General features: G+C 62.1%; 16 protein-coding genes. 6 read left to right on the top strand and 10 right to left on the bottom strand.

All coding sequences use genetic code 11. The features are described from left to right. Window positions 1-155: 155 nt before the first annotated feature. The 8 genes from ACIPOO_RS12390 to ACIPOO_RS12355 form a co-directional block, all read right to left on the bottom strand. Entirely contained in the window at window positions 156-1,553 is a 1,398-nt protein-coding gene (locus tag ACIPOO_RS12390) for an efflux transporter outer membrane subunit (protein ID WP_274130841.1), read from the bottom strand. After that, window positions 1,553-4,744 (bottom strand): efflux RND transporter permease subunit, encoded by a 3,192-nt coding sequence (locus tag ACIPOO_RS12385; protein WP_400607150.1) that lies wholly within the window; start codon window positions 4,742-4,744, stop codon window positions 1,553-1,555. The genes ACIPOO_RS12390 and ACIPOO_RS12385 overlap by 1 nt, the downstream gene beginning before the upstream one ends. A gap of 12 nt (window positions 4,745-4,756) precedes the next feature. Continuing rightward, on the bottom strand, window positions 4,757-5,998 hold the full coding sequence (gene mexE / locus ACIPOO_RS12380) for a multidrug efflux RND transporter periplasmic adaptor subunit MexE (RefSeq protein WP_274130843.1): 1,242 nt from the start codon (window positions 5,996-5,998) through the stop codon (window positions 4,757-4,759). A gap of 217 nt (window positions 5,999-6,215) precedes the next feature. Then, complete coding sequence (locus ACIPOO_RS12375; protein ID WP_400607147.1) at window positions 6,216-6,680, bottom strand: type II toxin-antitoxin system YhaV family toxin; 465 nt, start codon at window positions 6,678-6,680, stop codon at window positions 6,216-6,218. After that, window positions 6,680-6,997, bottom strand: coding sequence for a type II toxin-antitoxin system PrlF family antitoxin (locus tag ACIPOO_RS12370; RefSeq protein ID WP_274130845.1), 318 nt, complete (start codon window positions 6,995-6,997; stop codon window positions 6,680-6,682). The genes ACIPOO_RS12375 and ACIPOO_RS12370 overlap by 1 nt, the downstream gene beginning before the upstream one ends. Before the next feature lie 67 nt (window positions 6,998-7,064). Further along, window positions 7,065-7,706: a 3-oxoacid CoA-transferase subunit B gene (locus ACIPOO_RS12365; RefSeq protein ID WP_400607145.1), complete on the bottom strand. Its 642-nt coding sequence runs from the start codon at window positions 7,704-7,706 to the stop codon at window positions 7,065-7,067. 8 nt (window positions 7,707-7,714) lie between these two features. Continuing rightward, complete coding sequence (locus tag ACIPOO_RS12360) at window positions 7,715-8,410, bottom strand: 3-oxoacid CoA-transferase subunit A (protein ID WP_400607143.1); 696 nt, start codon at window positions 8,408-8,410, stop codon at window positions 7,715-7,717. 247 nt (window positions 8,411-8,657) lie between these two features. After that, window positions 8,658-9,572 carry a LysR family transcriptional regulator gene (locus ACIPOO_RS12355; protein WP_274130848.1) on the bottom strand — a complete coding sequence of 305 codons (915 nt, stop codon included), beginning with the start codon at window positions 9,570-9,572 and terminating at the stop codon, window positions 8,658-8,660. A 472-nt stretch (window positions 9,573-10,044) separates the two neighbouring features. On the opposite strand from ACIPOO_RS12355, the gene ACIPOO_RS12350 reads away from it, so the two are divergent. From ACIPOO_RS12350 to pgm, 5 genes are all read left to right on the top strand, one after another. Then, complete coding sequence (locus ACIPOO_RS12350; protein ID WP_274130849.1) at window positions 10,045-11,079, top strand: zinc-dependent alcohol dehydrogenase family protein; 1,035 nt, start codon at window positions 10,045-10,047, stop codon at window positions 11,077-11,079. Between the two features lie 672 nt (window positions 11,080-11,751). After that, window positions 11,752-13,257: a hypothetical protein gene (locus ACIPOO_RS12345; RefSeq protein WP_400607140.1), complete on the top strand. Its 1,506-nt coding sequence runs from the start codon at window positions 11,752-11,754 to the stop codon at window positions 13,255-13,257. 100 nt (window positions 13,258-13,357) lie between these two features. After that, on the top strand, window positions 13,358-14,752 hold the full coding sequence (locus tag ACIPOO_RS12340; RefSeq protein WP_400607137.1) for an aminotransferase class I/II-fold pyridoxal phosphate-dependent enzyme: 1,395 nt from the start codon (window positions 13,358-13,360) through the stop codon (window positions 14,750-14,752). Window positions 14,753-15,045: 293 nt separating this feature from the next. After that, window positions 15,046-17,340: an ATP-dependent DNA helicase gene (locus tag ACIPOO_RS12335; RefSeq protein ID WP_400607134.1), complete on the top strand. Its 2,295-nt coding sequence runs from the start codon at window positions 15,046-15,048 to the stop codon at window positions 17,338-17,340. A gap of 139 nt (window positions 17,341-17,479) precedes the next feature. Beyond that, entirely contained in the window at window positions 17,480-19,126 is a 1,647-nt protein-coding gene (gene pgm, locus ACIPOO_RS12330; RefSeq protein WP_400607132.1) for a phosphoglucomutase (alpha-D-glucose-1,6-bisphosphate-dependent), read from the top strand. Between the two features lie 434 nt (window positions 19,127-19,560). On the opposite strand, the gene ACIPOO_RS12325 is transcribed toward pgm, so the two are convergent. Further along, entirely contained in the window at window positions 19,561-20,256 is a 696-nt protein-coding gene (locus ACIPOO_RS12325) for a pirin family protein (RefSeq protein WP_400607129.1), read from the bottom strand. Window positions 20,257-20,620: 364 nt separating this feature from the next. Between ACIPOO_RS12325 and ACIPOO_RS12320 the strand changes: the two genes are divergently transcribed. Further along, window positions 20,621-23,035, top strand: coding sequence for a UvrD-helicase domain-containing protein (locus ACIPOO_RS12320; RefSeq protein ID WP_400607747.1), 2,415 nt, complete (start codon window positions 20,621-20,623; stop codon window positions 23,033-23,035). 140 nt (window positions 23,036-23,175) lie between these two features. On the opposite strand, the gene ACIPOO_RS12315 is transcribed toward ACIPOO_RS12320, so the two are convergent. Next, complete coding sequence (locus tag ACIPOO_RS12315; RefSeq protein ID WP_400607127.1) at window positions 23,176-23,457, bottom strand: DUF1652 domain-containing protein; 282 nt, start codon at window positions 23,455-23,457, stop codon at window positions 23,176-23,178. Window positions 23,458-23,724 lie beyond the last annotated feature (267 nt).

Below are 23,724 nucleotides of genomic sequence, written 5' to 3'. Positions count from 1 at the left end.
TCGGCGCGCCAGGTCGGACGTCTTCGCGGGCGAGCCCGTTCCCACAGGATTGAAGGTGGTCCGGCCAGGCGTGCTGCCCACAAAAAAGCCCCGGACCTTGTGAGCCCGGGGCTTGGGCGGTGCAACCGGTAAGTGGCACCGCAGCATTGCAAGGATCAGGCGTTCGGTTGCCAGCCGCCACCCAGCGCTTTGTAGATGGCGACGATGCCACGGTACAACTCGATCTCGGCCTGTGCCTGGCTGTCTTCGGCCGCCAGGCGCTCACGCTCGGCGTCCAGCAGCACCAGGAAGTCGGCGGTGCCTTCGCGGTACTGGATGTTGGCCAGGTCCGCTGCCTTGCGGCTGGATTCGCTCTGACGCACCAGCGACACCAGACGCTGCTGACGCTTGTCGTAGTCGCTGAAGGCGTTGTCGGTTTCTTCCAGGGCCAGCAGCACGTGCTGCTCGTAGTTGGCCAGTGCGCCTTCGGCATCGGCGTTGGCGCCACGGATCCGCGCCTTCACGCTGCCCAGGTCAAACGCTGCCCAGGTGATGCTCGGGCCAAGGCCCCAGGCTTGCGCCGCGCTCGAACCGATTTGCGATCCACGGCTGGCGGTGAAGCCCAGAAAGCCACTGAGGCTGACCCGCGGGAACAGGTCGGCGGTCTGCACACCAATTCGCGCGGTTTGCGCCGCCAGTTGACGTTCAGCACTGCGCACGTCAGGACGGTTTTCCAGCAGTTTGGTCGGATCGCCAATCGGCAACGCCTTGGAAATCGCTGGCAGCTTGGCCGGCGCCAGCATCGCGGTCATTGCATCCGGGCGTTCGCCCAGCAGGGTAGCGATGCGGTTGCGCTCGCGGGTCTGCTCGGCCTGCAGTTGCGGAATGCTGGCTTCGACCGCCGCCAGACGCGCATCGGCACGCACCACGTCGATCTCGTTACCCACGCCTTCGTCACGCAGTTGCACGGTGACGCCACGGGATTCCTGCTGGTTCTTCAGGTTGGCCCGGGCGATGTCCTCGCGCAGTTGCGCACCGCGCAGTTGGCCGTACGCATCCACCAACTCGGCGATCATGGTCACCTGCAGTTGGTACAGGTTGGCCTCGGCCACTTGCTGGTCGGCCTCGCTGGCTTCCAGTTCGCGCTGGATGCGGCCGAACAGGTCGATTTCCCAGGCCATGTCCAGGCCCAGGTCATAGCGTTCCTGATTGACCCGGTGCTCGGTTTCACCCGGCACCTGGGCGCGGCCGATTTGGCTGCTGGCGCGGCTGGTCACCACCGGCATGGCATCGTTGCTGATGTCGTCACGGATGGCGCGCGCAGCCTTGAGGCGGGCAAACGCCACCCGCAGTTCACGGTTGCCCTGCAGCGATTGCGCGACCAGCTTGTTCAGCGTCGGATCGTCGAACTGCTGCCACCAGATGGTTTCGATGTGGCTACGGTCATAGTTGCCCTGTGTCGCGGCCGGAATGTTGGCCGCGGCGGTGTCCGGCTTCTTGTAGTCCGGGCCGACGGCACAGGCCGCCAGCGCCAGGACCAACAGGCTCGGCAGGAAGAGTTTTGCAGCCTTCATCAATGAGCCTCCGGAGCGATTTTCTGAACGCTTTGAGCCTTGGCCGCCTTGCGGGCTTCCTTGCGTTCGACGTAGTTACGGATCAGGACATAGAACACCGGCGTCAACAGCAGACCGAAGAAGGTCACGCCCAGCATCCCGGAGAACACCGCCACGCCCATGGCATGACGCATCTCGGCACCGGCACCGCTGGACAGCACCAGAGGCACTACACCCATGATGAACGCGAAGGAAGTCATCAGGATCGGACGCAGACGCAGGCGGCAGGCTTCCAGAACCGCTTCCAGCGGGGTCTTGCCTTTCTCCTGTTCGTCCTTGGCGAACTCGACGATAAGGATCGCGTTCTTACAGGCCAGGCCCACCAGTACGATCAGGCCGATCTGGGTGAAGATGTTGTTGTCGCTACCGGCGATGATCACACCGGCGATGGCCGACAGCAGGGTCATCGGTACGATCAGGATGACCGCCAGCGGCAGGCTCCAGCTTTCATACAGGGCGGCCAGTACCAGGAACGCCAGCAGTACGCAGAGCGGGAAGACCAGCAGCGCGGTGTTGCCCGACAGGATCTGTTGGTAGGTCAGGTCGGTCCACTCGTAAGTCATGCCGTTGGGCAGTTCCTGCTTGAGCAGCTTGTTCATCGCAGCTTCGGCCTGGCCCGAGCTGAAGCCTGGACCTGCAGCACCGTTGACTTCAGCGGTGATGAAGCCGTTGTAGTGCATCACGCGGTCAGGGCCTGAGGTGTTGGTGACCTTGAGCAGCGTCGCCAGCGGAATCATTTCGCCCAGGTTGTTGCGCACTTTCAGCTGACCGATCTGCTCGGCGTCCTGACGGAACTGCTGTTCAGCCTGGACGTTGACCTGATAGGTACGGCCGAAACGGTTGAAGTCGTTGGCATACAGCGAACCCAGGTACACCTGCAGGGTGTCGAAGATGTCGCTGATGGCCACGCCGTGGGTCTTGGCTTTCTCGCGGTCGATGGCGGCGTCCACTTGCGGCACGTTCACGGTGTAGCTGGTGAACAGGGCGGCGAGTTCCGGCACGCTGCGGCTCTTGGCGATGACGTTCATCGTCTCTTTATACAGCTCGTCGTAACCCAGGTTGCCACGGTCCTCGATCTGCAGGCGGAAACCGCCGATGGTGCCCAGACCTTGTACCGGTGGTGGCGGGAAGATCGCCATGTAGGCTTCCTGGATCGACGCGTACTTGCCATTGAGCTGGCCGGCGATGGCGCCTGCCGATTCACTGGCCAGCTTGCGCTCCTCGAACGGCTTCAAGGTCACGAACACGATCCCGGAGTTGGGGCTGTTGGTGAAACCGTTGATCGACAGGCCAGGGAAGGCTACGGCACTTTCCACGCCCGGTTGCTTGAGGGCGATGTCCGACATGCGCTTGATGACGTCTTCGGTTCGGTCCAGGCTGGCGGCGTCAGGCAGTTGAGCGAAGGCCACCAGGTATTGCTTGTCCTGCTGCGGCACGAAACCGGTTGGCGTGGTCGAGAAACCCAGCCAGGTCATGACGATCAGACCGGCATACACCACCAGTGCCACGCCACTGACGCGGATGACCCGGCCCACGGTGCCGACGTACTTGTTACTGGCCTTGACGAAGAACCGGTTGAACGGACGGAACAGCCAGCCACCCAGCAGCTTGTCGAGGAAACGCGAGAAGGCGTCTTTCGGTGCATCGTGAGCGCGCAGCAGCACGGCAGCCAGGGCCGGCGACAGGGTCAGGGAGTTGAACGCCGAGATCACCGTCGAGATGGCAATGGTCAGGGCGAACTGTTTATAGAACTGCCCCGTCAGGCCTGAGATGAACGCCGCCGGTACGAACACCGCACAGAGTACCAGTGCGGTAGCGATGATCGGGCCGGTCACTTCACGCATGGCGATCTGCGTGGCTTCCATCGGTTGGTGGCCGAGCTCGATGTTACGCTCGACGTTCTCCACCACCACGATGGCGTCGTCCACCACGATACCGATGGCCAGTACCAGGCCGAACAGCGACAGCGCGTTGAGCGAGAAACCGAACAGGTGCATCACCGCAAACGTACCGATCAGCGACACCGGCACGGCGGCCAGCGGGATGATCGAGGCGCGCCAGGTCTGCAGGAACAGGATCACCACCAGCACCACCAGGATCAGTGCTTCGAACAGGGTGTGGACCACTGCCTCGATGGAGCCGCGCACGAAGATGGTCGGGTCGTAGACGATGCTGTAGTCCATGCCTTCGGGGAAGCTCTTCTTGAGCAGTTCCATTTCGCTGCGCACTTCGTTGGAAATGTCGATAGCGTTGGAGCCCGGGCGCTGGAAGATCGGGATCGCCACAGCCGGCTGGTTGTTCAGCAAGGAACGCAGGGCGTACTGGCTGGAGCCCAGCTCTACGCGAGCAATGTCCTTGACGCGGGTGATCTCGCCGTTTTCGCCGGCGCGCACGATGATGTTCTCGAACTCTTCCTCAGAGACCAGACGGCCCTGGGTGTTGATCGACATCTGGAAGCTGGTGGCGCTCGGGGAGGGAGGTGCACCCAGTTGACCGGCCGCAACCTGACGGTTCTGCTCGCGAATGGCAGTGACCACGTCGGTCGCGGTGATGTTGCGCGAAGCGGTCTTGTTCGGGTCCAGCCAGACACGCAGCGAGTAGTCGCCCATACCGAACAGCTGCACGTCGCCGACACCGTTCAGACGAGCCAGCTCATCCTTGATGTTCAGCACCGCGTAGTTGGACAGGTACAGCATGTCGTAACGCTGATCCGGCGAGGTCAGGTGGACCACCATGGTCAGGTCCGGGGAGGCCTTGTCCACGGTGATACCGATGCGCGTCACCTCTTCAGGCAGCTTCGGTTCGGTCCGCGTCACGCGGTTCTGCACCTGCACCTGCGCGGTGTCCAGGTTGGTACCCAGCGCGAAGGTGATGGTCAGGGTCAGCTTGCCGTCGGCGGTGGCCTGGGAGGACATGTAGAGCATGTTCTCGACACCGGTGATCGCCTGTTCCAGTGGCGCGGCCACGGTTTCGCCGATCACTTTCGGGTTGGCGCCGGGGAAGTTGGCGCGCACGACCACGGTCGGCGGCACGACTTCCGGGTATTCGCTGATCGGTAGCTGGAACAGCGAAATGGCGCCGGCGATCAGGATCAGCAGCGAGAGCACCGCTGCGAAGATCGGCCGTGTAATGAAGAACTTGGAAAAATTCATCGAGTCTGTCCCTTAACCGCGTGGCGTAGCGGCAGCGGCAACTTTGGCATCCAGTTTCGACTGGGCCTTGGGTTGGTTGCTGGCTTCAAGTGCTTGGCGCTGTTGTTGCAGCGCAGCGAGGGTTTCCGGGCTGGCCATCTGAGTGTCCTGCGGATCGACCGGCGAGCCCGGGCGCACACGCTGCAGGCCGCTGACGACGATGCGGTCGTCCTTCTGCAGACCGCTGCGCACGATGCGCAGGCCTTCGAGTTTCGGCCCCAGGTCAACGTTGCGATAGGTCGCCTTGTTGTCTTTGTCGACCACCAGCACGAATTTCTTGCCAAGGTCGGTGCCCACGGCTTCGTCCTTGATCAGCATCGCCGAGTAGGTGGCGCTGCCGACCAGCTTCAGGCGTGCGTACAGGCCCGGGGTGTATTCGCCCTTGCTGTTGTCGAACACGGCGCGGCCACGGATGGTGCCGGTGCGCGGGTTGACCTGGTTGTCGACGAAGTTCATCTGGCCCTGGTGCGGGTTCTCAGCCTCGTTGGACAGGCCCATGTACACCGGCGTGGTCGCACCGCGCTTGCCGTCGCGAGCCAGCTGGTTGTACTTGAGGAACACGCGCTCGTCGGCATCGAAGTAGGCGTAGACCTTGTCGGTGGAGACCACGCTGGTGAGGATCGACTGATCGGCGGTGACGATGTTGCCGGCGGTGATTTCCGCACGGCTGACGCGACCGGTGATCGGTGCGGCAACGCGGGTGAAGCTCAGGTTCAGTTTCGCCAGGTCCAGCTGGGCCTGAATGGCGGCTACCGCTGCCTTCGATTCCTGGGCGGTGGTGGTCCGCGAGTCAGCCAGCTCCGCCGAGATGGCATTGTTGGTGCGCAGGCGTTCGCCACGTTGTGCTTCGTTGTTGCTGCGTACCGAAGCCGCCTTGGCCTGTTGCAGTTGGGCTTCCAGACGATGCACTTCGGCTTCGAACGGACGCGGGTCGATCTGGAACAACAGATCGCCTTTCTTGACCAGCTCGCCATCGGTGAAGGCCACCGAGTCGATCTGACCGGAGACGCGAGGACGCACCTGCACGGTTTCCGGGGCCTCAAGACGCGCGGTTACTTCATCCCATTCGTTGACCGGCTGCTCGAGCACCTTGGCCACGTTGACTTTCGCCGCTGCGGGGGCAACCGTCGCCTCTGGGGTCCGGCCGCAAGCGCTGATCACCACCAGAGCCAGCGCGGCAAGGGGATAGCGCAAAGGAGTAAGTGACTGAACCATGGGAAAATCCGCCGATGTTATTGAGATGGGCGGATTCTGTTCCCGGGGGTTTTATTGCACGAATCGAATACGACGAAGGTAAATATCAGTGGGAATGATATTTACCTGTGCAGAGGCTCTATTTCGGGGTTTTGACTGGATGGGGTGATCGGAAGAAGGCGGTTGTCACAGGCGTGTATAAAAACGGTCATGTGAGCCGGGTAGAGCACCTTCGAAATCAGCGTGATTGAGCTCCAGCCCAGTCGCCACAGGTTGAGGCGATCAGCGCGTCCCAGTCATCGGGCGGATTGCCCCGTCCCAGCATCTTTTCGAATACTGCATATGGATCGGACCTGCTGCCTGCCGATCTCAGTGTCTGCTCGTCATTGACCCATGCGTAGACAATGACTCTGGCGGTCGAGTCATAGCGGAAGAACAGCCGGAAGCGTCTGCCGATTTTCGCCCTGCGCCAGTGGCGATAGGCTGTTCCCAGCGTGTTGCCTTGGCGGTAATCATCCCGGGCGGGGTCGCCTGGAACGACATCCAGAATCAGCTGACTCAAGGCTCGCAAGAGTTTGACGTTTGCGTTGCTCTGGAATCCATCCGGATCACTCTGTTCGGCTCGCGCTGCGGCGGACTGAAGTTTGCGAAGCTGGGCGGTGAGACCTTCATGGAACAGCAGTGTCCATCCATGGCGCTGCATCAGAGCTCGACCTCACCCTCGATATCCTGGTCCAGATCCACGTCATGGCCTGCGTTCGCGAGCATTGTGTGCGCCAGATCCCTGGGCAACGCTTCAACATTTCGGCCTGCGCGAATGTCGGCTTCCAGCAGGCTGAGGAACGCGCCAATGGCCGGGTCTTCGTGAGGGGCATCGGCACGGGTGACGACCACCTCTCCGTCACGCACGTCGAAGGCGATCTTGCCACCCGTATCCAGTCCCAGTAGCTGCCGAACGGATTTGGGCAGGGTGATTTGACCCTTGGAGGTAAGCGTGGCGATTTCGTGGATGGCAGACATGATGGCGTCTCGTGGTGAGCTTTGAGCAAGGTAAGGAAAAATCCTTACCTTGTCAATCTGGGAGCACTCACTTGATCAATGGCACGCCACTGAGCTTCTGCAGCTCGTCGAAGTCGATGTCGGAGCAGATTTCCACCACTTTCAGGCCATCGGATGTCACTTCCAGCACGGCCAGGTCGGTGTAGATGCGGCTGACGCAACCGATGCCGGTCAAGGGGTAGGTGCACTCGGGCACGATCTTGCTTTCGCCGGACTTGGTCAGGTGGTCCATCATCACGAACACCTGGCGGGCGCCGGTGGCCAGGTCCATTGCGCCGCCCACGGCCGGGATCGAGCCTTCAGCGCCGGTGTGCCAGTTGGCGAGGTCGCCCTTGACCGACACCTGGAAGGCGCCCAGCACGGCGATGTCCAGGTGGCCGCCGCGCATCATCGAAAACGAGTCGGCGTGGTGGAAGAAAGCACCACCGGTCAGCAGGGTGACGTGCTGCTTGCCGGCGTTGATCAGGTCATCGTCTTCCTCGCCGGCGGCCGGGCTTGGCCCCATGCCCAGCAGACCGTTTTCGCTGTGCAGGAACACTTCCTTGTCGCCCAGGTAGTTGGCCACCAGAGTCGGTGCGCCGATGCCCAGGTTGACGTACGCGCCTTCCTGGATGTCTGCGGCTACGCGCTGGGCCATTTCGGTACGGGAGAGCTTTTTGGTAATGGTCATGGCAGGCCTCAGACAGCGTTGGCGATCGAAGAAGCGCCGGCGCCGGAAACGGCGACCACGCGCTGGACGAAGATACCCGGAGTGACGATGTGCTCTGGGTCCAGTTCGCCAAGTTCGACGATCTGGTCGACCTGGGCGATGGCGGTCCTGGCGGCCATGGCCATGATCGGGCCGAAGTTGCGGGCAGCCTTGCGATAGATCAGGTTGCCCCAGCGATCGCCCTTGTACGCTTTGATCAGCGCGAAGTCGGCGTGCAGCGGCATCTCCAGGACGTACTGGCGGCCGTTGATCTCGCGGGTTTCCTTGCCTTCGGCCAGCAGGGTGCCGTAGCCGGTCGGCGAGAAGAATGCACCGATGCCCGAACCCGCTGCGCGGATGCGCTCGGCCAGGTTGCCTTGCGGCACCACTTCCAGCTCGATCTTGCCGGCGCGATACAGTTCGTCGAAGACATAGGAATCGGACTGGCGCGGGAACGAGCAGACCACCTTGCGCACGCTGCCCGCCTTGAGCAGGGCGGCCAGGCCGATCTCGCCGTTGCCGGCGTTGTTGCTGATGATGGTCAGGTCGCGGGTACCGGTATCGATCAGCGCATCAATGAGCTCGGACGGCATGCCGGCAGTGCCGAAGCCTCCGACCATGATGGTTGAACCGTCGGTGATTCCCTGCACCGCGCTGGCGATGGACTCGAACGTTTTATTGATCAAAGCGAGCTCCTGGTCATTCCTGGAGTGTGGATTGTCGGTCTGGCCGTCGTCCTTTGAAGGAGGGGCCAGTCGCGCTTGGCGTTGTTTGTTGCGTTGCGCTAAGCGTGCCGCAAGATCGGGCAACAGTAGAGAGGGTTTGGCGGAATTGGTGCGATTATCGAACGGTTGTGCGATTTTCGAGCATTACACGGTTTGCCCGCTGTAACGCTCGATGGAGGGCACGCCCAGGCGGGCATGCCCACGGTTCTCAAAGGCTGTCGGGGTCGCCAAAAAACATCTGAATCCGTGACCTCAACCAGCGCTCGCCGGGGTCGTTGTCCTGGGAGCCGCGCCAGGCCATGTGCAGTTCGAAGGTGCGGGCTTCCAGTGGCAGTTCCTCTGCGCGTACGCCGCCGGCGGCGGTCAGCACGTCGGCTGTGTAGTCGGGCACGGTAGCAACGATGTCGGTGCCGGAAATCAGGGTCGCCAGGCCGTTGAACTGCGGTACGGCCAGTACGACGTGGCGCTTGCGGCCGATCTTTTCCAGGTACTCGTCGATGAAGCCGCCCAGATCGCCTGCGAACGACACCAGCGCGTGGGGCCGGGCGCAGAAGTCGTCCAGGGTGATCGCGCCGGGCATGGAATCGGCGCGCAGCAACTTGGGTCGGCTGCGGCGTAGCACCTTGCGTTTGGCGTTGGCGGGCAGGTCGTCGGTGTAGCTGACGCCGATGGAAATTTCGCCGGACGACAGCAGCGAGGGCATCAGGATGTAGTTGGTGCGGCGTACCACCAGGACGATGCCGGGGGCTTCGGAGCGCAGGCGCTTGAGCAGCGACGGCAGCAGGGCGAATTCGGCGTCGTCCGACAGCCCGATGCGGAACACCGCGGTGCTGGTGGCCGGGTCGAAGTCGGCGGCGCGGCTCACGGCGGTGGAAATGGAATCCAGCGCAGGGGAGAGCAGGCCGAAGATTTCCACGGCGCGGGCCGTCGGTTCCATGCTGCGCCCGGTGCGCACGAACAACGGGTCGTCGAACAGCCCGCGCAGGCGTGACAGCGCAGCACTGATGGCGGGCTGGCCGAGAAACAGTTTTTCCGCCGCACGCGTGACGCTGCGTTCATGCATGAGGGTTTCGAACACGATGAGCAGGTTGAGGTCGACGCGACGCAGGTCGTTGCGATTCATGACGGGGTCTCGGGAACGTGGGTCGATACGTTGGCCGCCCGCAAGGCAGGGCCGGTTTTGGCTCAGGAACGAATAGTACGGGTATTGGCCGATTCTGCGCACGGTTAAATTCATCCGCAAGCATACCAACGTGTTAACCATCACGGCCGTCGATAATTTGCGCTGAACCTTGCCCCGGCGATTTTGACCAATGGGTATGAGCACCCGATTGGCCTGTGTGCCGCAGCGCCCGCGCAGTTTACGCGCCGTCTGGCGGTACGTTCATCCGGAAAATGGCCGTCGGGTTGCATTGTCGATACGAGAAAAGAACAATGACCGCCTTGAATACGTGAGCATTCGATGGTTATCTAATGACCGCCTTTCAACAACAGAATCGATGACAGGCATGTCGACTATTAATAGCCACTGATAGTGTTACCGGCAGCGCCCGGATAGAGTTCATGGCATCAAGGTTCATAAGGCGAGGTTCGAAATGTCCCGCACGATCCGTTTTCATCAGTTTGGCCCGGCCGAGGTGCTCAAGGTAGAAGAGCAGCAAGCCGCGTTGCCAGCACCCGGAGAGGTGCAGATACGCGTCCAGGCGATTGGTGTCACCTGGTATGACGTGCTGTGGCGACAAAATCTGGCATCGTCCCAGGCAAAGCTGCCCGCTGGCCTGGGTTCTGAAATGGCCGGCGTGATTACCGCCGTCGGCGATGGCGTGGATGACCTGAAGGTCGGCGACAAGGTCGCAAGCTTTCCGTCCGCCAACCCTAACGAGCATCCGGTGTATGGCGAGTTCATCGTCCTGCCACGCACCTCCGTGACCAAATACCCGGACATCCTCACGCCCAATCAGGCGGCGGTGCACTACACCCCGATGCTGGTGGCGTATTTTGCCTACGTTGAGCTGGCCCGCGTGAAAGAAGGGCAAGTGGCCCTGATCACTGATGCCGGTCACTGCGCCGGTCCCGCGTTCCTGCAACTGGGCAAGGCGCTGGGCCTGAAAGTCATCGCGGCCATCAAGACCGATGATGAAGAAGGCACTTCACGCCGCTACCTGACGTCCCTGGGCGCCGACAAGGTGGTGGTGACCGAGGAGCAGGATTTGCTGCTCGCGATCAACAAGTACACCGACAAGGCTGGCGTCAACGTCATCCTCGACGGTCTGGGCGGCCCGCAGATGTCGATTCTGGGCGATGCCCTTGCGCCTCGCGGCAGCCTGATCCTCTACGGTCTGCAAGGCGGCAACCAGGTGCAATTCCCGGCCTGCGCTGCGTTCCAGAAGAACATCCAGTTCTTCGTTCACTGCGTTGGCAACTTCACCGGCAAGCCGGAACTGGGTATCCCCCAGGACAAGGAAGCGGTCGAGCGCGCGCTGCTCAAGATCAACGAGCTGACCCGCGACAAACTGCTGCTGCCACAGGTGACCAAGGTCTTCCCGTTCGAGCAGGTCGTGGAAGCCCATCGTGTAATGGACGGCTGCCCGGTAGGTGGGCGTGTCGTGGTGGAAGTCGAGTCCGCCTGAGCGCAATCTACCGCGCGAGGCTGACTGTTCGACGCCCAGGCCCAGGCGTCGGCGTTGTGGATCCGGTCACCGGTTCAGGGTGTCCGTCCCGTCATTTACCGGCCATGCAAGACCCGACAAAGCCTTCCCGATTCGTTCAGGAAGGCTTTTTTGTTTATGGGGTCGAACCTGTTGAACGGATGTGTACTTTGCCCGGTGTGCGAAGTTAGAGCGCTGTGTGTTGTTCAGGGTGTTCGATCATTAAACAAAGTTGTTTAAAAGCGTGGATGTTTCAGTGGAAAGCTGACAGGCATTCCGTCGGCATTCTGTAGCTTGTAATTGTGAATCAGATACCGATAATGACGGGGTGAACCAAAACTCAAGGAACGAGTCATGCCTGACTGTCTGTCGTGGCCGATGGTTATACGGTGCCGGATGCACGCCACTATCGGTCTTCCATATTTGTCTGTGTCCAACCCCGTATGCGGTGCGCTGCAAGGCACGCCTGCCGTGGCTTGCGGGCCTTTCCCGTCACTGGCGTTTCAGTGCTGTTCAACTCAGGACAGCAGTTGATCGCGAATATCATCACGCGCTGTTTGAGCGTGGTACGCAGAAGGTGATCAACTCTTCAATGACGCGTGTTGTCGCAAGAGTTTGATGTTGTCGCAGGGCTGCACTACGGATGATCGGATAATGGGTTCCATACATGAACAGGCAATGACATATGTCTATCAGCAAGTTCTTCAGCGCTTGTTGAGTTATTTGAACCGCGCGGAACGCACCGCGCTGCAACTATTGATTCAACGCCTGATAGTGGCCGCCGGTGGCATGGAGCGGGTCGGGCAATACAGGATTCTGGTGGCCTTCAGTGGTGGCAAGGACAGCGCCTACACCGTGGCCCTGTTGCGCGCCGCCCAGTTGAGCATCGCCTGCCGGGCGCCCACCACCTTCAACCTGCGCATTGCCAACATGCGCCATGCGGGGATGACGTCGGCAGTGATGGACAACATCAACCGCTGTTACTCGGCGCTGTTCCTGCACGACGACCCTCGGGTCGAGTTGCTGGTGGTGGATCACCGCTACGTGCAGGCCTTCGAGCCCGACTTGCCATTCTCCACGGCCGGGCGCGAGCAGAACCGCTCCGACATGCTGCTGGGCGGGCACCTGACCGCAGGGGACGCCCGCACCACCTTCTGCAACAGCTGCTATCTGGGCATGACCGAGTTCCTCGGCCGTGCAGCCTGTTGGGGCGAGGGTGTGGACGCGGTGCTCAGCGGGGATTCGCTCAAGGAGCAGAAGCAGTACGCCACCTGGATCATGCGTCTGGCGCGGCAGAACGGCCAGAAGGTCGAGCACTGGCACAAGCTCGGCTTCAGCACGGCCCTGAGCACCATCGACAGCGTCGGCCAGGCCTATTACCACGAGCTGTATGGCGAAGAGGCCGAGCCGCCTGCATTTACCCCGCGGTTGCCGGTGTATCCGGGCCGGCCCGTGACTCCGGCGTTCCTGACGGTGGCCGACCTGATCGGTTTCAGGGTCGAGGATCACTGGCCATTGCTGACGGATTTCCTGGGGTTCCGTTTCGACGATCTGGCCTTCAGTTTCAGTGAGTCGGATTGCGCGAACCCGCTGCTGATGGCTCACATGCGCGGGCTCAAGGCGCAATTCGTCCAGGGGCGTGAATACGCCGACGGCATCAAGGAATACCTGGAACTGGCGGCGGGCATGATGCGGCGCAAAGGCATGCCGCGACGCCTGATCGAACAGGCCATGGCGGCCTACGACAGCCCCGATAAATTGCTGGAACGGCGCGAGCTGGCGGCCGGGTACGGCTTCGAGGCGTTCGGCCTGAACGAGGCGCAACTGGTCTGCCTGATGTTCGCGCCCTTCGTGGATTGCGGCGCGCAACTGGAAGCGTTTCTGCGCCGTTGTCATCCCGGCATGCTGGTGGCGCTGGGCGATCTGCACAAGGTGCTGTCCGGCGACGTGGCTTCGGATCAGGTGGTCCAGTGGCTGGTGGATGTCAGCGGCCTGACGCTCAAGGGCCTGCAGAGTCTCTACGCCAAACGGCGCGTGGACTTCTGCGACGACAGTTCGATCATTGCCCGAGTCCGCGCCAGCGACCCCGACAAGGGCCACGTCACGACGATCGACCAGGAAACCGGCGAGACGGTCTCGGAACTGATCTCCGGTCGCTGACCATTGTGCCCGTAATGCCGTTGCGCCGGGCTCCGGCGGCCGCACCACGGGCGATTTCTCTCAACGACCCTGCGCCTTGCGCATGGATGGGGTGTGCCTGATGAATAACAACAAGACCGATTTTGCCTACCAGGTGGTGTACCGCTACCTGTCTCGCCTGACCAATGAACTGCCCCAGGGACCGGCAGTCAAGCTGCCTTCGCTGCGCCTGCTGGCCCGGCGTTTGCGGGTGTCCATTTCCACCGTGCAGAACGCCTACTCATTACTGGAAAAGGAAGGCCGTATCTGCTCGGTGCCCAAATCCGGCTATTACGCCTTGCCCCAGCCCTGTAACGACATCCTGTGCGAGGGCGACGCACCGCTGGAGCGTTACCAGGCCAGCACCCGGCGCGGCGACATGTTCGTCTTCGGCGCTGACGAGCCCACCTTGCTGCAGTCGCTGGACGGCGCCTTGCTCACCCTGGAACGCGAGCTGGTGCGTCACTATCCCTGCCAGCCTGACCCGCGTTTCCAGCCGTTTGGCGACATCGAACTGCGTACGGCACTGGCCGCGCACTACACCTCGTCCACCGAGAACTGCTGGCACCCGGACAACGTGTTCGTCGGCCCGGACAAGACCGGCGTGCTGAAGACCGTGCTCAAGGCGTTGCAACTGCGTGACTGCGCCGTGCTGGTGGAATCGCCGTGCAGCTGGAGCCTGTTGCGCACCTTGCAATCCTTTGGCATTCGCGTGGTGGAGTGGTGCACCGAGGCCGGCGATGAGACCGATGTCCAGGAACTCCATGGCCTGCTCAAGCGTGGCGAGATCAAGATGGCGATCCTGTCTTCGCGCATGCAGCCGATTCGCGGCAGGGTCAGGGCGCTTGAGCAGCGTCAGCGGCTGGCTGAGGTGTTGAATCGCAGCGGGGTCTGGGTGCTGGAGAACGACACCCACGGCGGACTGTGCTTCGTGGAGCACTCGCAACCCTTGCGCGACCTGATCGACCCCAGGCGTCTGCTGATTCTGGGGGCGTTCGACAAGAGCATCGGTCTGGAAGCGCCGTTCGGTTATCTGCTGAGTCGGCATTCCAGTGCGCTGTGGCACCAGCAGATGCTGCTGCGCTCGTTTCGCCTGCCGCCGATTCGGCAGAAGGCTATCGCGCGGCTGTATGGCTCGGGGCAGGTGGACCGGCATCTGCACTGGCTGCGCAAGAGCCTGGAGGAGCGGATGGCGCAGTTGGGCGGCCTGGTCGAGCAGTACCTGGGCGAGGAGGTGCGTTTCGAACAGCCTCAGGGCGGGGCCACGCTGTGGCTGGAGAGCGTGCACCGGGTGGAGATGGCGCGGGTGTTCGAGCGGTTGCTGGAACAGCGTATCGTGATCGCGCCGGGAGAGTTGTTCAGCGTGCGCGGCTTGCACCAGCAGAGCCTGTGCCTGAGCGGCGCGGCGGACTGGAGCCAGAACATCGAGTCGATGCTGGTGATCATCAGAAACGCCCTGGTGCAGGAGCGGGTGTAGCCGGATGTTGCGTTGACCTGCCCGTAGCAGTCCGGCTTGCCGGCGTCGGCGTCCTCAAGATCTCCCCCGCGGGCAAGCCCGGCTGCTACAGGTGTGATGTATGTACGCGATATCGGGGCAAACCTTGAACCCGTAGCAGCACGGCTTGCCGGCGGGAGCGGCGGTGAGATCACCGAGACAGCCAGATCAGACTCGAACAGATACCCACCACCGATCCATTTCCATTTGCCATCGGCGCCGCAGATCGGTTAACTGTACGTTCGTCCAGTGTCAGCCCAACGGCCCGAATCCGCGTGACTTCCATCGCCACCATCCTTCCCCAACCTGCGGCCGCTGCGGGCTACACGATCGGTGTGCGCGGCATGTGCGAGTTTACCGCCAAGGCCGGGGACCTGGACCTGCGTTTCACACCATCGCCCACGGCGCTTGAGGGCATCGCCGGGCATCGCACCGTGGCCAGCAGGCGCTCAGCGGATTACCAGACCGAAGTGGCGCTCTCCGGCACCTTCCACGAACTGAGCGTGCGGGGCAGGGCAGACGGCTACGACCCCAGCCTCAACCAGCTCGAAGAAGTGAAGACCTACCGCGGCGAGCTCGACGCCATGCCGGATAACCACCGGCAACTGCACTGGGCCCAGGCCAAGGTCTACGGCTGGCTGCTCTGCCAGCAGCTGCAACTGCCCGAGATCAACCTCGCGCTGGTTTACTTCAACGTCGTCAGCGAACAGGAAACCCTGATTCGCGAGCGCCATACGGCTGAACAACTGCATGCCTTCTTCAACCAACAGTGCGGCATTTTCCTGGACTGGGCGCGCCAGGAAATCGCCTACGTCCAGAACCGCAATACCCAACTCACCGGCCTGAAATTTCCCCACGCCGACTTTCGCAGTGGCCAGCGCGTGCTGGCCGAGTCGGTGTACAAGGCGGTCAGCACCGGCCGCTGCCTGATGGCCCAGGCGCCTACCGGCATTGGCAAGACCATCGGCACCGTGTTCCCGATGCTCAAGGCGATGCCAGGGCAGAAGCTGGACAAGCTGTTCTTCCTCACCGCCAAGACCCCTGGCCGCAAACTGGCGCTGGATGCCCTAGGCGTGCTGGGCCAAAGTGCCCCGCAGCTCAAACTGCGGGTGTTGGAGCTGGTGGCGCGTGACAAAGCCTGCGAATACCCCACCAACGCATGCAACGGCGATTCATGCCCGCTGGCCAAAGGCTTCTACGACCGTCTGCCCGCAGCGCGCCAGGAAGCGGCGCAACAGGGCTGGCTCGACCAGGCCGGCATGCGGGACGTCGCCCTGCGCCACGATATCTGCCCGTACTACCTGAGCCAGGAAATGGCCCGCTGGTGCGACGTGGTGATCGCCGACTACAACTATTACTTCGACCTGAACGCCTTGCTGTTCGGGTTGTGCCAGTTCAACCAGTGGCAGGTGGCGGTACTGGTGGACGAGGCGCACAACATGGTCGAGCGCGCCCGGCAGATGTACAGCGCAAGCCTTGACCAGTACAACCTCGACCTGCTGCGCAAGACCGCGCCTGAGCCTTTGAAGAAGTCGCTGAACCGGCTCAACCGCGACTGGAATGCCTTGCACAAGGAGCAGATCGCGCCGTATCAGGCCTATCCGGGAACGCCGGCTAAATTCATCGCCAGCCTCAACCTGTGTGTCGCGGCCTTCGGCGACTATTTCAACGACCACCCCCAGGCCGCCAATGGCGAGCTGCAAGGCTTCTACTTCGAGGCGATCCAGTTCGGGCGCATCGCCGAGCTGTTCGATGAGCACTTCCTGTTCGACATCAGCAAGCGTGAACTGGGCAGCAAGCGTGCCTTGTCCCGGCTGACGTTGCGCAACGTGGTGCCGGCCGGTTTCGTGCGGCCACGGCTGACGGCGGCGCGCAGCACGGTGCTGTTTTCCGCGACACTCAACCCCCGGCATTTCTACCGGGACCTGCTGGGTTTGCCCGACACCACGGCCTGGGTCGACGTCGATTCGCCGTTTCAGCGCTCGCAACTCCAGGTGCAGATCGCCAGCCACGTATCCACCCGTTTCAACCATAGGCAGGCGTCACTGGCGCCCATCGTCGAACTGCTGGCCGGGCAGTTTCAGGCGCGGCCGGGCAACTACCTGGCGTTTTTCAGCAGCTTCGATTACCTGCAACAGGTGGCGCAACTGCTGGCCGACAGCCACCCGCAGATCCCGATGTGGCAGCAATCGCGGGGGATGGCCGAGGCTGATCGCCAGGCGTTTCTGGAGCGCTTCACCCCCGAAAGCCAGGGTATCGGCTTTGCCGTGCTGGGCGGGGCGTTCGGCGAGGGCATCGACTTGCCCGGCGCGCGGCTGATCGGCGCATTCATCGCGACCTTGGGCCTGGCGCAGGTCAATCCGGTCAATGAGCAACTGAAACAGCGCATGGGCCTGTTGTTCGGCGCCGGATACGACTACACCTATCTCTACCCTGGCATGCAGAAGGTGGTGCAGGCCGCCGGCAGGGTGATCCGCGGCACGGAGGATCGGGGCGTGGTGGTGCTGATCGATGATCGCTTCGCCGAACACAGGATTCAGCAATTGTTGCCCGCATGGTGGCAAATCTGAATCACAGCTGCTATTTGTCTCAAGGGTTTACGGATCAATACCCGAGCACGACGGTCCAAGTGCCAGTAAACTGCCGCGCCGCAGGCCTTTTTCCTGTTTCGCCGACGCTAATTTCTTTTTTCATCCACGGAGGTTTCGCATGAGTATCAGTCCATTCGCAGGCAAACTGGCGCCTGCAGAATTGCTGGTCGATCTTCCTCGTCTGGTCACGGCGTACTACACCGGGCAACCTGACGCCTCGGTCGCCACCCAGAAGGTTTCCTTTGGCACCTCCGGCCATCGCGGCAGCTCGTTCGACCTGAGCTTCAACGAGTGGCACGTCCTGGCCATCAGCCAGGCGATCTGCCTGTACCGTCAGGCCAATGGCATCGACGGCCCGCTGTTCCTGGGCGCCGATACCCACGCGCTGTCCACTCCGGCTGCGGCGTCGGCGCTGGAAGTGCTGGCGGCCAATGGCGTCAACGTGATGATTTCCGAAGGCGATGAGTACACCCCGACGCCGGCGGTGTCCCACGCCATCATCTGCTACAACAAGGGCCGCACCTCGGGCCTGGCCGACGGCATCGTCATCACGCCGTCCCACAACCCGCCGGAAAGCGGCGGCTTCAAGTACAACCCGCCCAATGGCGGCCCGGCCGATTCGCACATCACCAAGTGGATCGAGACCAAGGCCAACGAACTGCTCGCCGAGAAGATCGTCGGCGTGACCCGCATGAGCCATGAAAAAGCCCTGCGCGCCGACACCACCCATCGCCATGACTACCTCAACACCTACGTCGCCGACCTCAAGAACGTCATCGACATGGACGCCATCCGTGGCGCCAGCCTGCGTCTGGGCGTGGACCCTTTGGGCGGCGCGGGCGTGCGCTACTGGTCGGCCATCGGTGAGCACTACGGCCTGAACCTGGACGTGGTGAACAAGCACGTCGATCCGACCTTCCGCTTCATGAGCGTGGACTGGGACGGCAAGATCCGCATGGACCCATCGTCCAACTTCGCCATGCAGGGCCTGATCGGCCTCAAGGACCGCTTCCAGGTAGCCTTCGCCTGCGACCCGGACCACGACCGCCACGGCATCGTGACCCCGACCGGTGGCTTGCTGGCACCGAACAATTATTTGGCGGTGTCCATCGACTACCTGTTTCAGAACCGCCCGCAGTGGCGCGCCGATGCGGCCGTGGGCAAGACCGTGGTCAGCAGCGGCATGATCGACCGCGTCACCCAGCGTCTGGGCCGTCGCCTGTATGAAGTGCCGGTGGGTTTCAAGTTCTTCGCCGAGGGCCTGTTCGAAGGTTCGCTGGGCTTTGGTGGCGAGGAGAGCGCCGGTGCGTCGTTCCTGCGTCGCGACGGCACAGTCTGGACCACCGACAAGGACGGCCTGATCCCGGCCCTGTTGGCGGCGGAAATCCGTGCGCGCAAGGGGCGTGACCCGAGCGAGATGTACAAGGCGCTGACCGACGAGCTGGGCGAACCGGTTTCGACCCGCGTCGAGGCCAAGGCCAACTTCGAGCAGAAGGCGCTGTTGAGCAAGCTGTCGCCGGAGCAGGTGACGTCCACGGAACTGGCGGGCGAGAAGATCACCGGCATCCTGAGCAAGGCGCCGGGCAACGACCAGGCCATTGGCGGGTTGAAGGTCATGACCGAAAACGGCTGGTTCGCGGCGCGTCCTTCGGGCACCGAAGACATCTACAAGATCTACGCCGAAAGCTTCAAGGGCGAAGAGCACCTCAAGCGCCTGGTGGCTGAAGCGCAGGTGTTGGTGGATGCGGCGATTGCCCCGAAGTAAGCGTTCGGGCGACTGACGCCTTCGTGAGCAAGCTCACTCCCACAGGTTCTATGGGGTGTCAGTGATCGCTTGAATCCACCGACTGTAGGAGCGCGCTTGCCCGCGATGGGTTGTTCCAGACGCCTCAAAGGTGACTGACCTGACGCGATCGCAGGCAAGCTCACTCCCACAGGTTCGATGGGGTGTCAGTGATCGCTTGAGTCACCCGACTGTAGGAGCGCGCTTGCCCGCGATGGGTTGTTCCAGACGCCTCAAAGGTGGCTGACCTGACGCGATCGCGGGCAAGCGCGCTCCTACAGGATCGCAGGTTGTTCGAACGCCCTGCGCACCTGTGGGAGCGAGCTTGCTCGCGAAGGCCGTTATGTGGCTTGCAACCGCACACGCAAAAAAAAGCCCCGACGCTCACACGTCGGGGCTTTTTCATTGCTGCTCGATCACGCCACGTCCACCAGCACGATCTCGCTGTCTTCGATGGCCGTCACGCGCAGCACACGCTCGTCTTCGACTGCCACACCGTCGCGGGCCCTGGCTTGCAGGCCGTTGACTTCGATGGCGCCAGTGGCCGGCACCAGGTAGGCGCGGCGACCTGCGTCCAGCACGTACTCGGCCGATTCACCGGCTTTCAGGTTGGCGGCAACCAGTCGGGCATTGGCGCGAATGCGCAGCTCGATGTCATCGTCAGCCTTGCCGCTGGCCAGGGTCACGAAACCTTCGCGGTTGGCTTTCGGAAACGGCTTGGCACCCCAGGAAGGTGGCGCACCGACTTCGTCCGGCATGATCCAGATCTGGAAGATCTTGGTATCGGTCGCTTCCAGGTTGTACTCGCTGTGGGCCACGCCGGTGCCAGCGCTCATCACTTGCACGTCTCCGGCTTCGGTACGGCCTTCGTTGCCCAGGCTGTCCTTGTGGGTAATCGCGCCTTCACGAACGTAGGTGATGATTTCCATGTCGCGGTGCGGATGGCGTGGGAAGCCGGTGCCGGCCTGGATCACGTCGTCGTTCCATACCCGCAACTGGCCCCAGCTCATGCGGCTTGGGTCGTAATAGTTGGCGAACGAGAAATGGTGATGCGCGTTCAGCCAGCCATGGTCGGCACCGCCGAGGGATTTGAAAGGTCGAAGTTGCAGCATGATCAGTTCCTCCGTAGCAGGGCCGGACCGTTTATCGCGGCGCCGCTGGTTAGTCGATGGAGTAATCATCCAACAATCTATTATCGATAAAAAGCGTAAGTTTTGCGTTATTATGATCGAAATATTAGATGCTTTTGTTGGGCTTATTCTGCCGTATTACCTGCACTTGATCGGCTAAGCCCATGAGCACAAAGCATTTCGCTGGAGCTTGGCGGCGAATGGGGCGACCATAGGCACCTTTACATCAACACTGATATCCGGAGCCTGCGTGCCGCACGATTTTTCCGCCAAGCCATCTCCCGATCTTCCACCTGATCTCACGCCTCCCGAGCGCCTGCCGTTCTTCAAACGCCTGCTGGCGCGCATGATCAGTAGCAGCCTTTTGCGCCTGCAGGCACAGCACGTGCCGTCCTGGCATCAGGGCCACGCCGATGGCTACCTCAACGGCCACGCCGAAGGCATGGACGAAGGCTATGCCGAGGGCCGCATGGACGGCATCGAGGAAGGGCGCCGGGTGCTGGTGATTCGTGACACGCGCCCTCAGGAACACCGTGGACCCAAGGTTGACGAGCACCTGTTCGATGACTGGCGCCTGCCGTTGACCAACGAGTTGAAGAAGCGCATCAAGGCCGACGTCGCCGAAAAACTCCCGCCCCACGCGCAGCCGACCACTGCGCAATGGAAAATGATTTTCAGCGACACGCCGTCCACCTACGTGATCGCAGGCGCGGGGGCGGGCAAGTCCACCTCGCTGGTACTGCGGGTGCTGCTGCTCAACCACTATCTGGGTTTCGAGCTGGACTCCATGACCGTGGTGACATTCACCCGCGAGTCACGCAAGGACTTCATCAACAAACTGATCGAGATCATGGGCCTTTGGGGCCATGACCTGACCCAACGCCAGGCCCGCGAAGTGGTGCGCACCTTCCACTCGCGCATTCTGCCGCTGGTCCGCAGTCTGCCGGGCTTCGAGCAATTGCAGGCGTTCGAGAACCTCAGCAGCCAGGGCGCCGACCTGTTCGGCAACCCGCTGTTGAACGATGGCGCCGACAGCAACCCGTTCGACCTGCGCATCAACGACGCCCAGCGTCAGCAGATGAACCTGTGTTACCGCGACCTGTACGCCAGCAATCAGCGTTTCCGCGAAGTGATGGCGCCGCTGTATCGGCATTCGTTGCAGCTCAAGGAACTGGACCGCGACCACCCCGACGTGCAGAAACGCATCACCGTAATGGGCCTGTCGTCCAAGCGTGACGAAGAACTGTGCGACGTGATCGAGGACCTGTGGATCCGCAAGGGTGCCTGGCCGATCCAGGGCGTGGAGCCGATGCGCCAGACGGTCGAGGTCAGCGGCCTGACGTTCCATGTCCACGGTTACGCCGCCGAACTGGACGCCTGGATTGTCCTGGGTTTCGACCCCAGCGAAGACCAGCACCTGCGCCGCCCGGACGCCAAGCTGCCGGTGTGGGCCGAGTGGGTCATCAAGCGCACGCTGTTCCAGGCGTTCTGCCGCAAGCCGGTGATCTGGCTGGAAAACTACGAGGCTTCCCGGGGCATGATGCAGTCGTTGTCGGGTGCCGCGGTGGCGGGGCCGGGCTTCGACTACAAGGTCAAGGGCGAGCTGAGCGCCGCGCCGTTGCTCGATTGCTTCGTCGCGGCCGCAGGTTTCATCGAGAACCTGGGCCTGGACGTGCCGGACGCGGTGGCGCAGATGAGCTTTTCCGATCAGGACCCGGACCGCTTCTTCTTCGAAGCCTTGAGCCTGTTCTGGAAAGCTTTCGAGGATCACTTGCTGGCCCAGACACCGCCGATCATGACCTACAACCGCATGTTCTCCCTGTTTGGGGAGAACTCGCCGGAGAACCTCAAGCTGGTCAGCGACGAGGGATTGCGCCCGCTGTCGCACCTGATGATCGACGAATTTCAGGACGTCTCGCCGCAGATCGTTTCCTGGATTCGCGCCAGCCTGCGGGAAGTGCGCAGCCGCGGTGCCTCGCTACACGTCGGGCGTGGCGCCCAGCGCTCGTCGCTGTTGTGCGTGGGCGATGACTGGCAGTCGATCTACGGCTGGCGCGGCAGTTCGCCGAAGTTCTTCATGGAGTTCCCCAAGGAGTTCTCGTCGCCGTCGACCACCAAGGTCATGCTCAGCGACAACTTCCGCAGCCACCAGCACATCATCGACGCCGCCGAGCACATCGTGCGCGCGGCGCCTGCGATCAGCGGCAAAAAGGCCCGGGCCAGTGGGCCGGTGCAGGAGTTGCTGCCGGTCACGGTGCTCGACCGCGACGACGATCGCCTGGTGGCCAGCCTGATCGAGCATTACAACGCCGGAGATTCGGTGCTGCTGCTGTACCGCAAGGGCAGCGAGCGCAGCAAATTGCCCGAGGCGCTGACCGCGCTGGTCGATGCCGACTACGCGCTGCCGCCCCACGAGCGCCGGCTCAAGCAGCTGACCTACCACAGCTCCAAGGGCCTGCAGGCCGATGCGGTGTTCCTGCTCGGCGATTGCCAGCACCTGACCCAGTCGCCGTACAAGAATCAGGTCTATCCGTTGGCGGAGCTGGGCAAGGAGGGCGATCTGGAGGCGTTCGATAACGCGCAGAAAGATGAAGTCCTGCGCCTGGCCTACGTCGCGATCACCCGCGCGGTGCGCCATTGCTACTGGTTCATCGACGCGGCGGGCAATGATGAGGCGGCTGTGCCGAGGGCGTCAGCGAGGATCGCTTCCGATAAGCCATTTTTCGAAGATCGGCGTGGCGGGATGACTGCCGAAACATAATTTCCACGGCCATCGATACCTTCTGTAGGAGTGAGCTTGTTCGCGATGGCGTCGGACCAGCCAACTCTGTGCTGACTGTGATGCCAAATCGCGAGCAAGCTCACTCCTACAGGGACGTGGCAGTGGGTCGAGATCGGGTGTCACGCCCGCTGCAGATACTCGATACGGCTGGGGGCGAACGTCTCCAGTTCCAGCTCGATGGCTTCGATAATGCGTTCCACGTCCATCGCGTTCATCACCGTCGCGCACGGGATGCCGGCAATGGCGATCACCGTTTCACCGCTGGCACGGTCGAACAGGCGCGCGACCATGCTGCTGGGTGCATCCATGTTGGCTTCAAAGCCCACAGGATGAAAATGCCAGCGCATCAGCTGGCAGGCGTTGGGGAACGTGACTTTATTCATGGGACCCACCTCGTTCAATCGAGCAATTGTGTAGCTCCGCAGGGCAGGAAAACGGTTGTGTCAGGCCAGGTTCGAGCAACGGCGCAATGCTTGAGCCAGAGCTCCGCACTACCTGTTATGTCTTTCACGTTGGTCGATAAGTGGACGCGCCAGATAAAGGTAGCACCGAGTTCTGACAGTAGTGAGAAAAAAATCCTACAGACCATAAAAATTACAGATTTTTGACGTGGGTCATATTCCTTTATATCCGTGCGCGCACGATTCTGATGCGCAATCGTTATTTAA

The organism is Pseudomonas sp. NPDC090201 (assembly GCF_044746825.1).
Classification (GTDB): domain Bacteria; phylum Pseudomonadota; class Gammaproteobacteria; order Pseudomonadales; family Pseudomonadaceae; genus Aquipseudomonas; species Aquipseudomonas putida_AD.
Note: the sequence above shows the minus strand (reverse complement) of the source record. Positions and strands in the feature narration are given on the sequence as shown.

Coding starts and splice junctions, on each gene's coding strand:
- ACIPOO_RS12390 (WP_274130841.1), bottom strand. CDS start 1,553: ATGAAGGCTGCAAAACTCTTCCTGCCGAGCCTGTTGGTCCTGGCGCTG.
- ACIPOO_RS12385 (WP_400607150.1), bottom strand. CDS start 4,744: ATGAATTTTTCCAAGTTCTTCATTACACGGCCGATCTTCGCAGCGGTG.
- mexE (WP_274130843.1), bottom strand. CDS start 5,998: ATGGTTCAGTCACTTACTCCTTTGCGCTATCCCCTTGCCGCGCTGGCT.
- ACIPOO_RS12375 (WP_400607147.1), bottom strand. CDS start 6,680: ATGCAGCGCCATGGATGGACACTGCTGTTCCATGAAGGTCTCACCGCC.
- ACIPOO_RS12370 (WP_274130845.1), bottom strand. CDS start 6,997: ATGTCTGCCATCCACGAAATCGCCACGCTTACCTCCAAGGGTCAAATC.
- ACIPOO_RS12365 (WP_400607145.1), bottom strand. CDS start 7,706: ATGACCATTACCAAAAAGCTCTCCCGTACCGAAATGGCCCAGCGCGTA.
- ACIPOO_RS12355 (WP_274130848.1), bottom strand. CDS start 9,572: ATGAATCGCAACGACCTGCGTCGCGTCGACCTCAACCTGCTCATCGTG.
- ACIPOO_RS12350 (WP_274130849.1), top strand. CDS start 10,045: ATGTCCCGCACGATCCGTTTTCATCAGTTTGGCCCGGCCGAGGTGCTC.
- ACIPOO_RS12345 (WP_400607140.1), top strand. CDS start 11,752: ATGGGTTCCATACATGAACAGGCAATGACATATGTCTATCAGCAAGTT.
- ACIPOO_RS12340 (WP_400607137.1), top strand. CDS start 13,358: ATGAATAACAACAAGACCGATTTTGCCTACCAGGTGGTGTACCGCTAC.
- pgm (WP_400607132.1), top strand. CDS start 17,480: ATGAGTATCAGTCCATTCGCAGGCAAACTGGCGCCTGCAGAATTGCTG.
- ACIPOO_RS12325 (WP_400607129.1), bottom strand. CDS start 20,256: ATGCTGCAACTTCGACCTTTCAAATCCCTCGGCGGTGCCGACCATGGC.
- ACIPOO_RS12320 (WP_400607747.1), top strand. CDS start 20,621: ATGATCAGTAGCAGCCTTTTGCGCCTGCAGGCACAGCACGTGCCGTCC.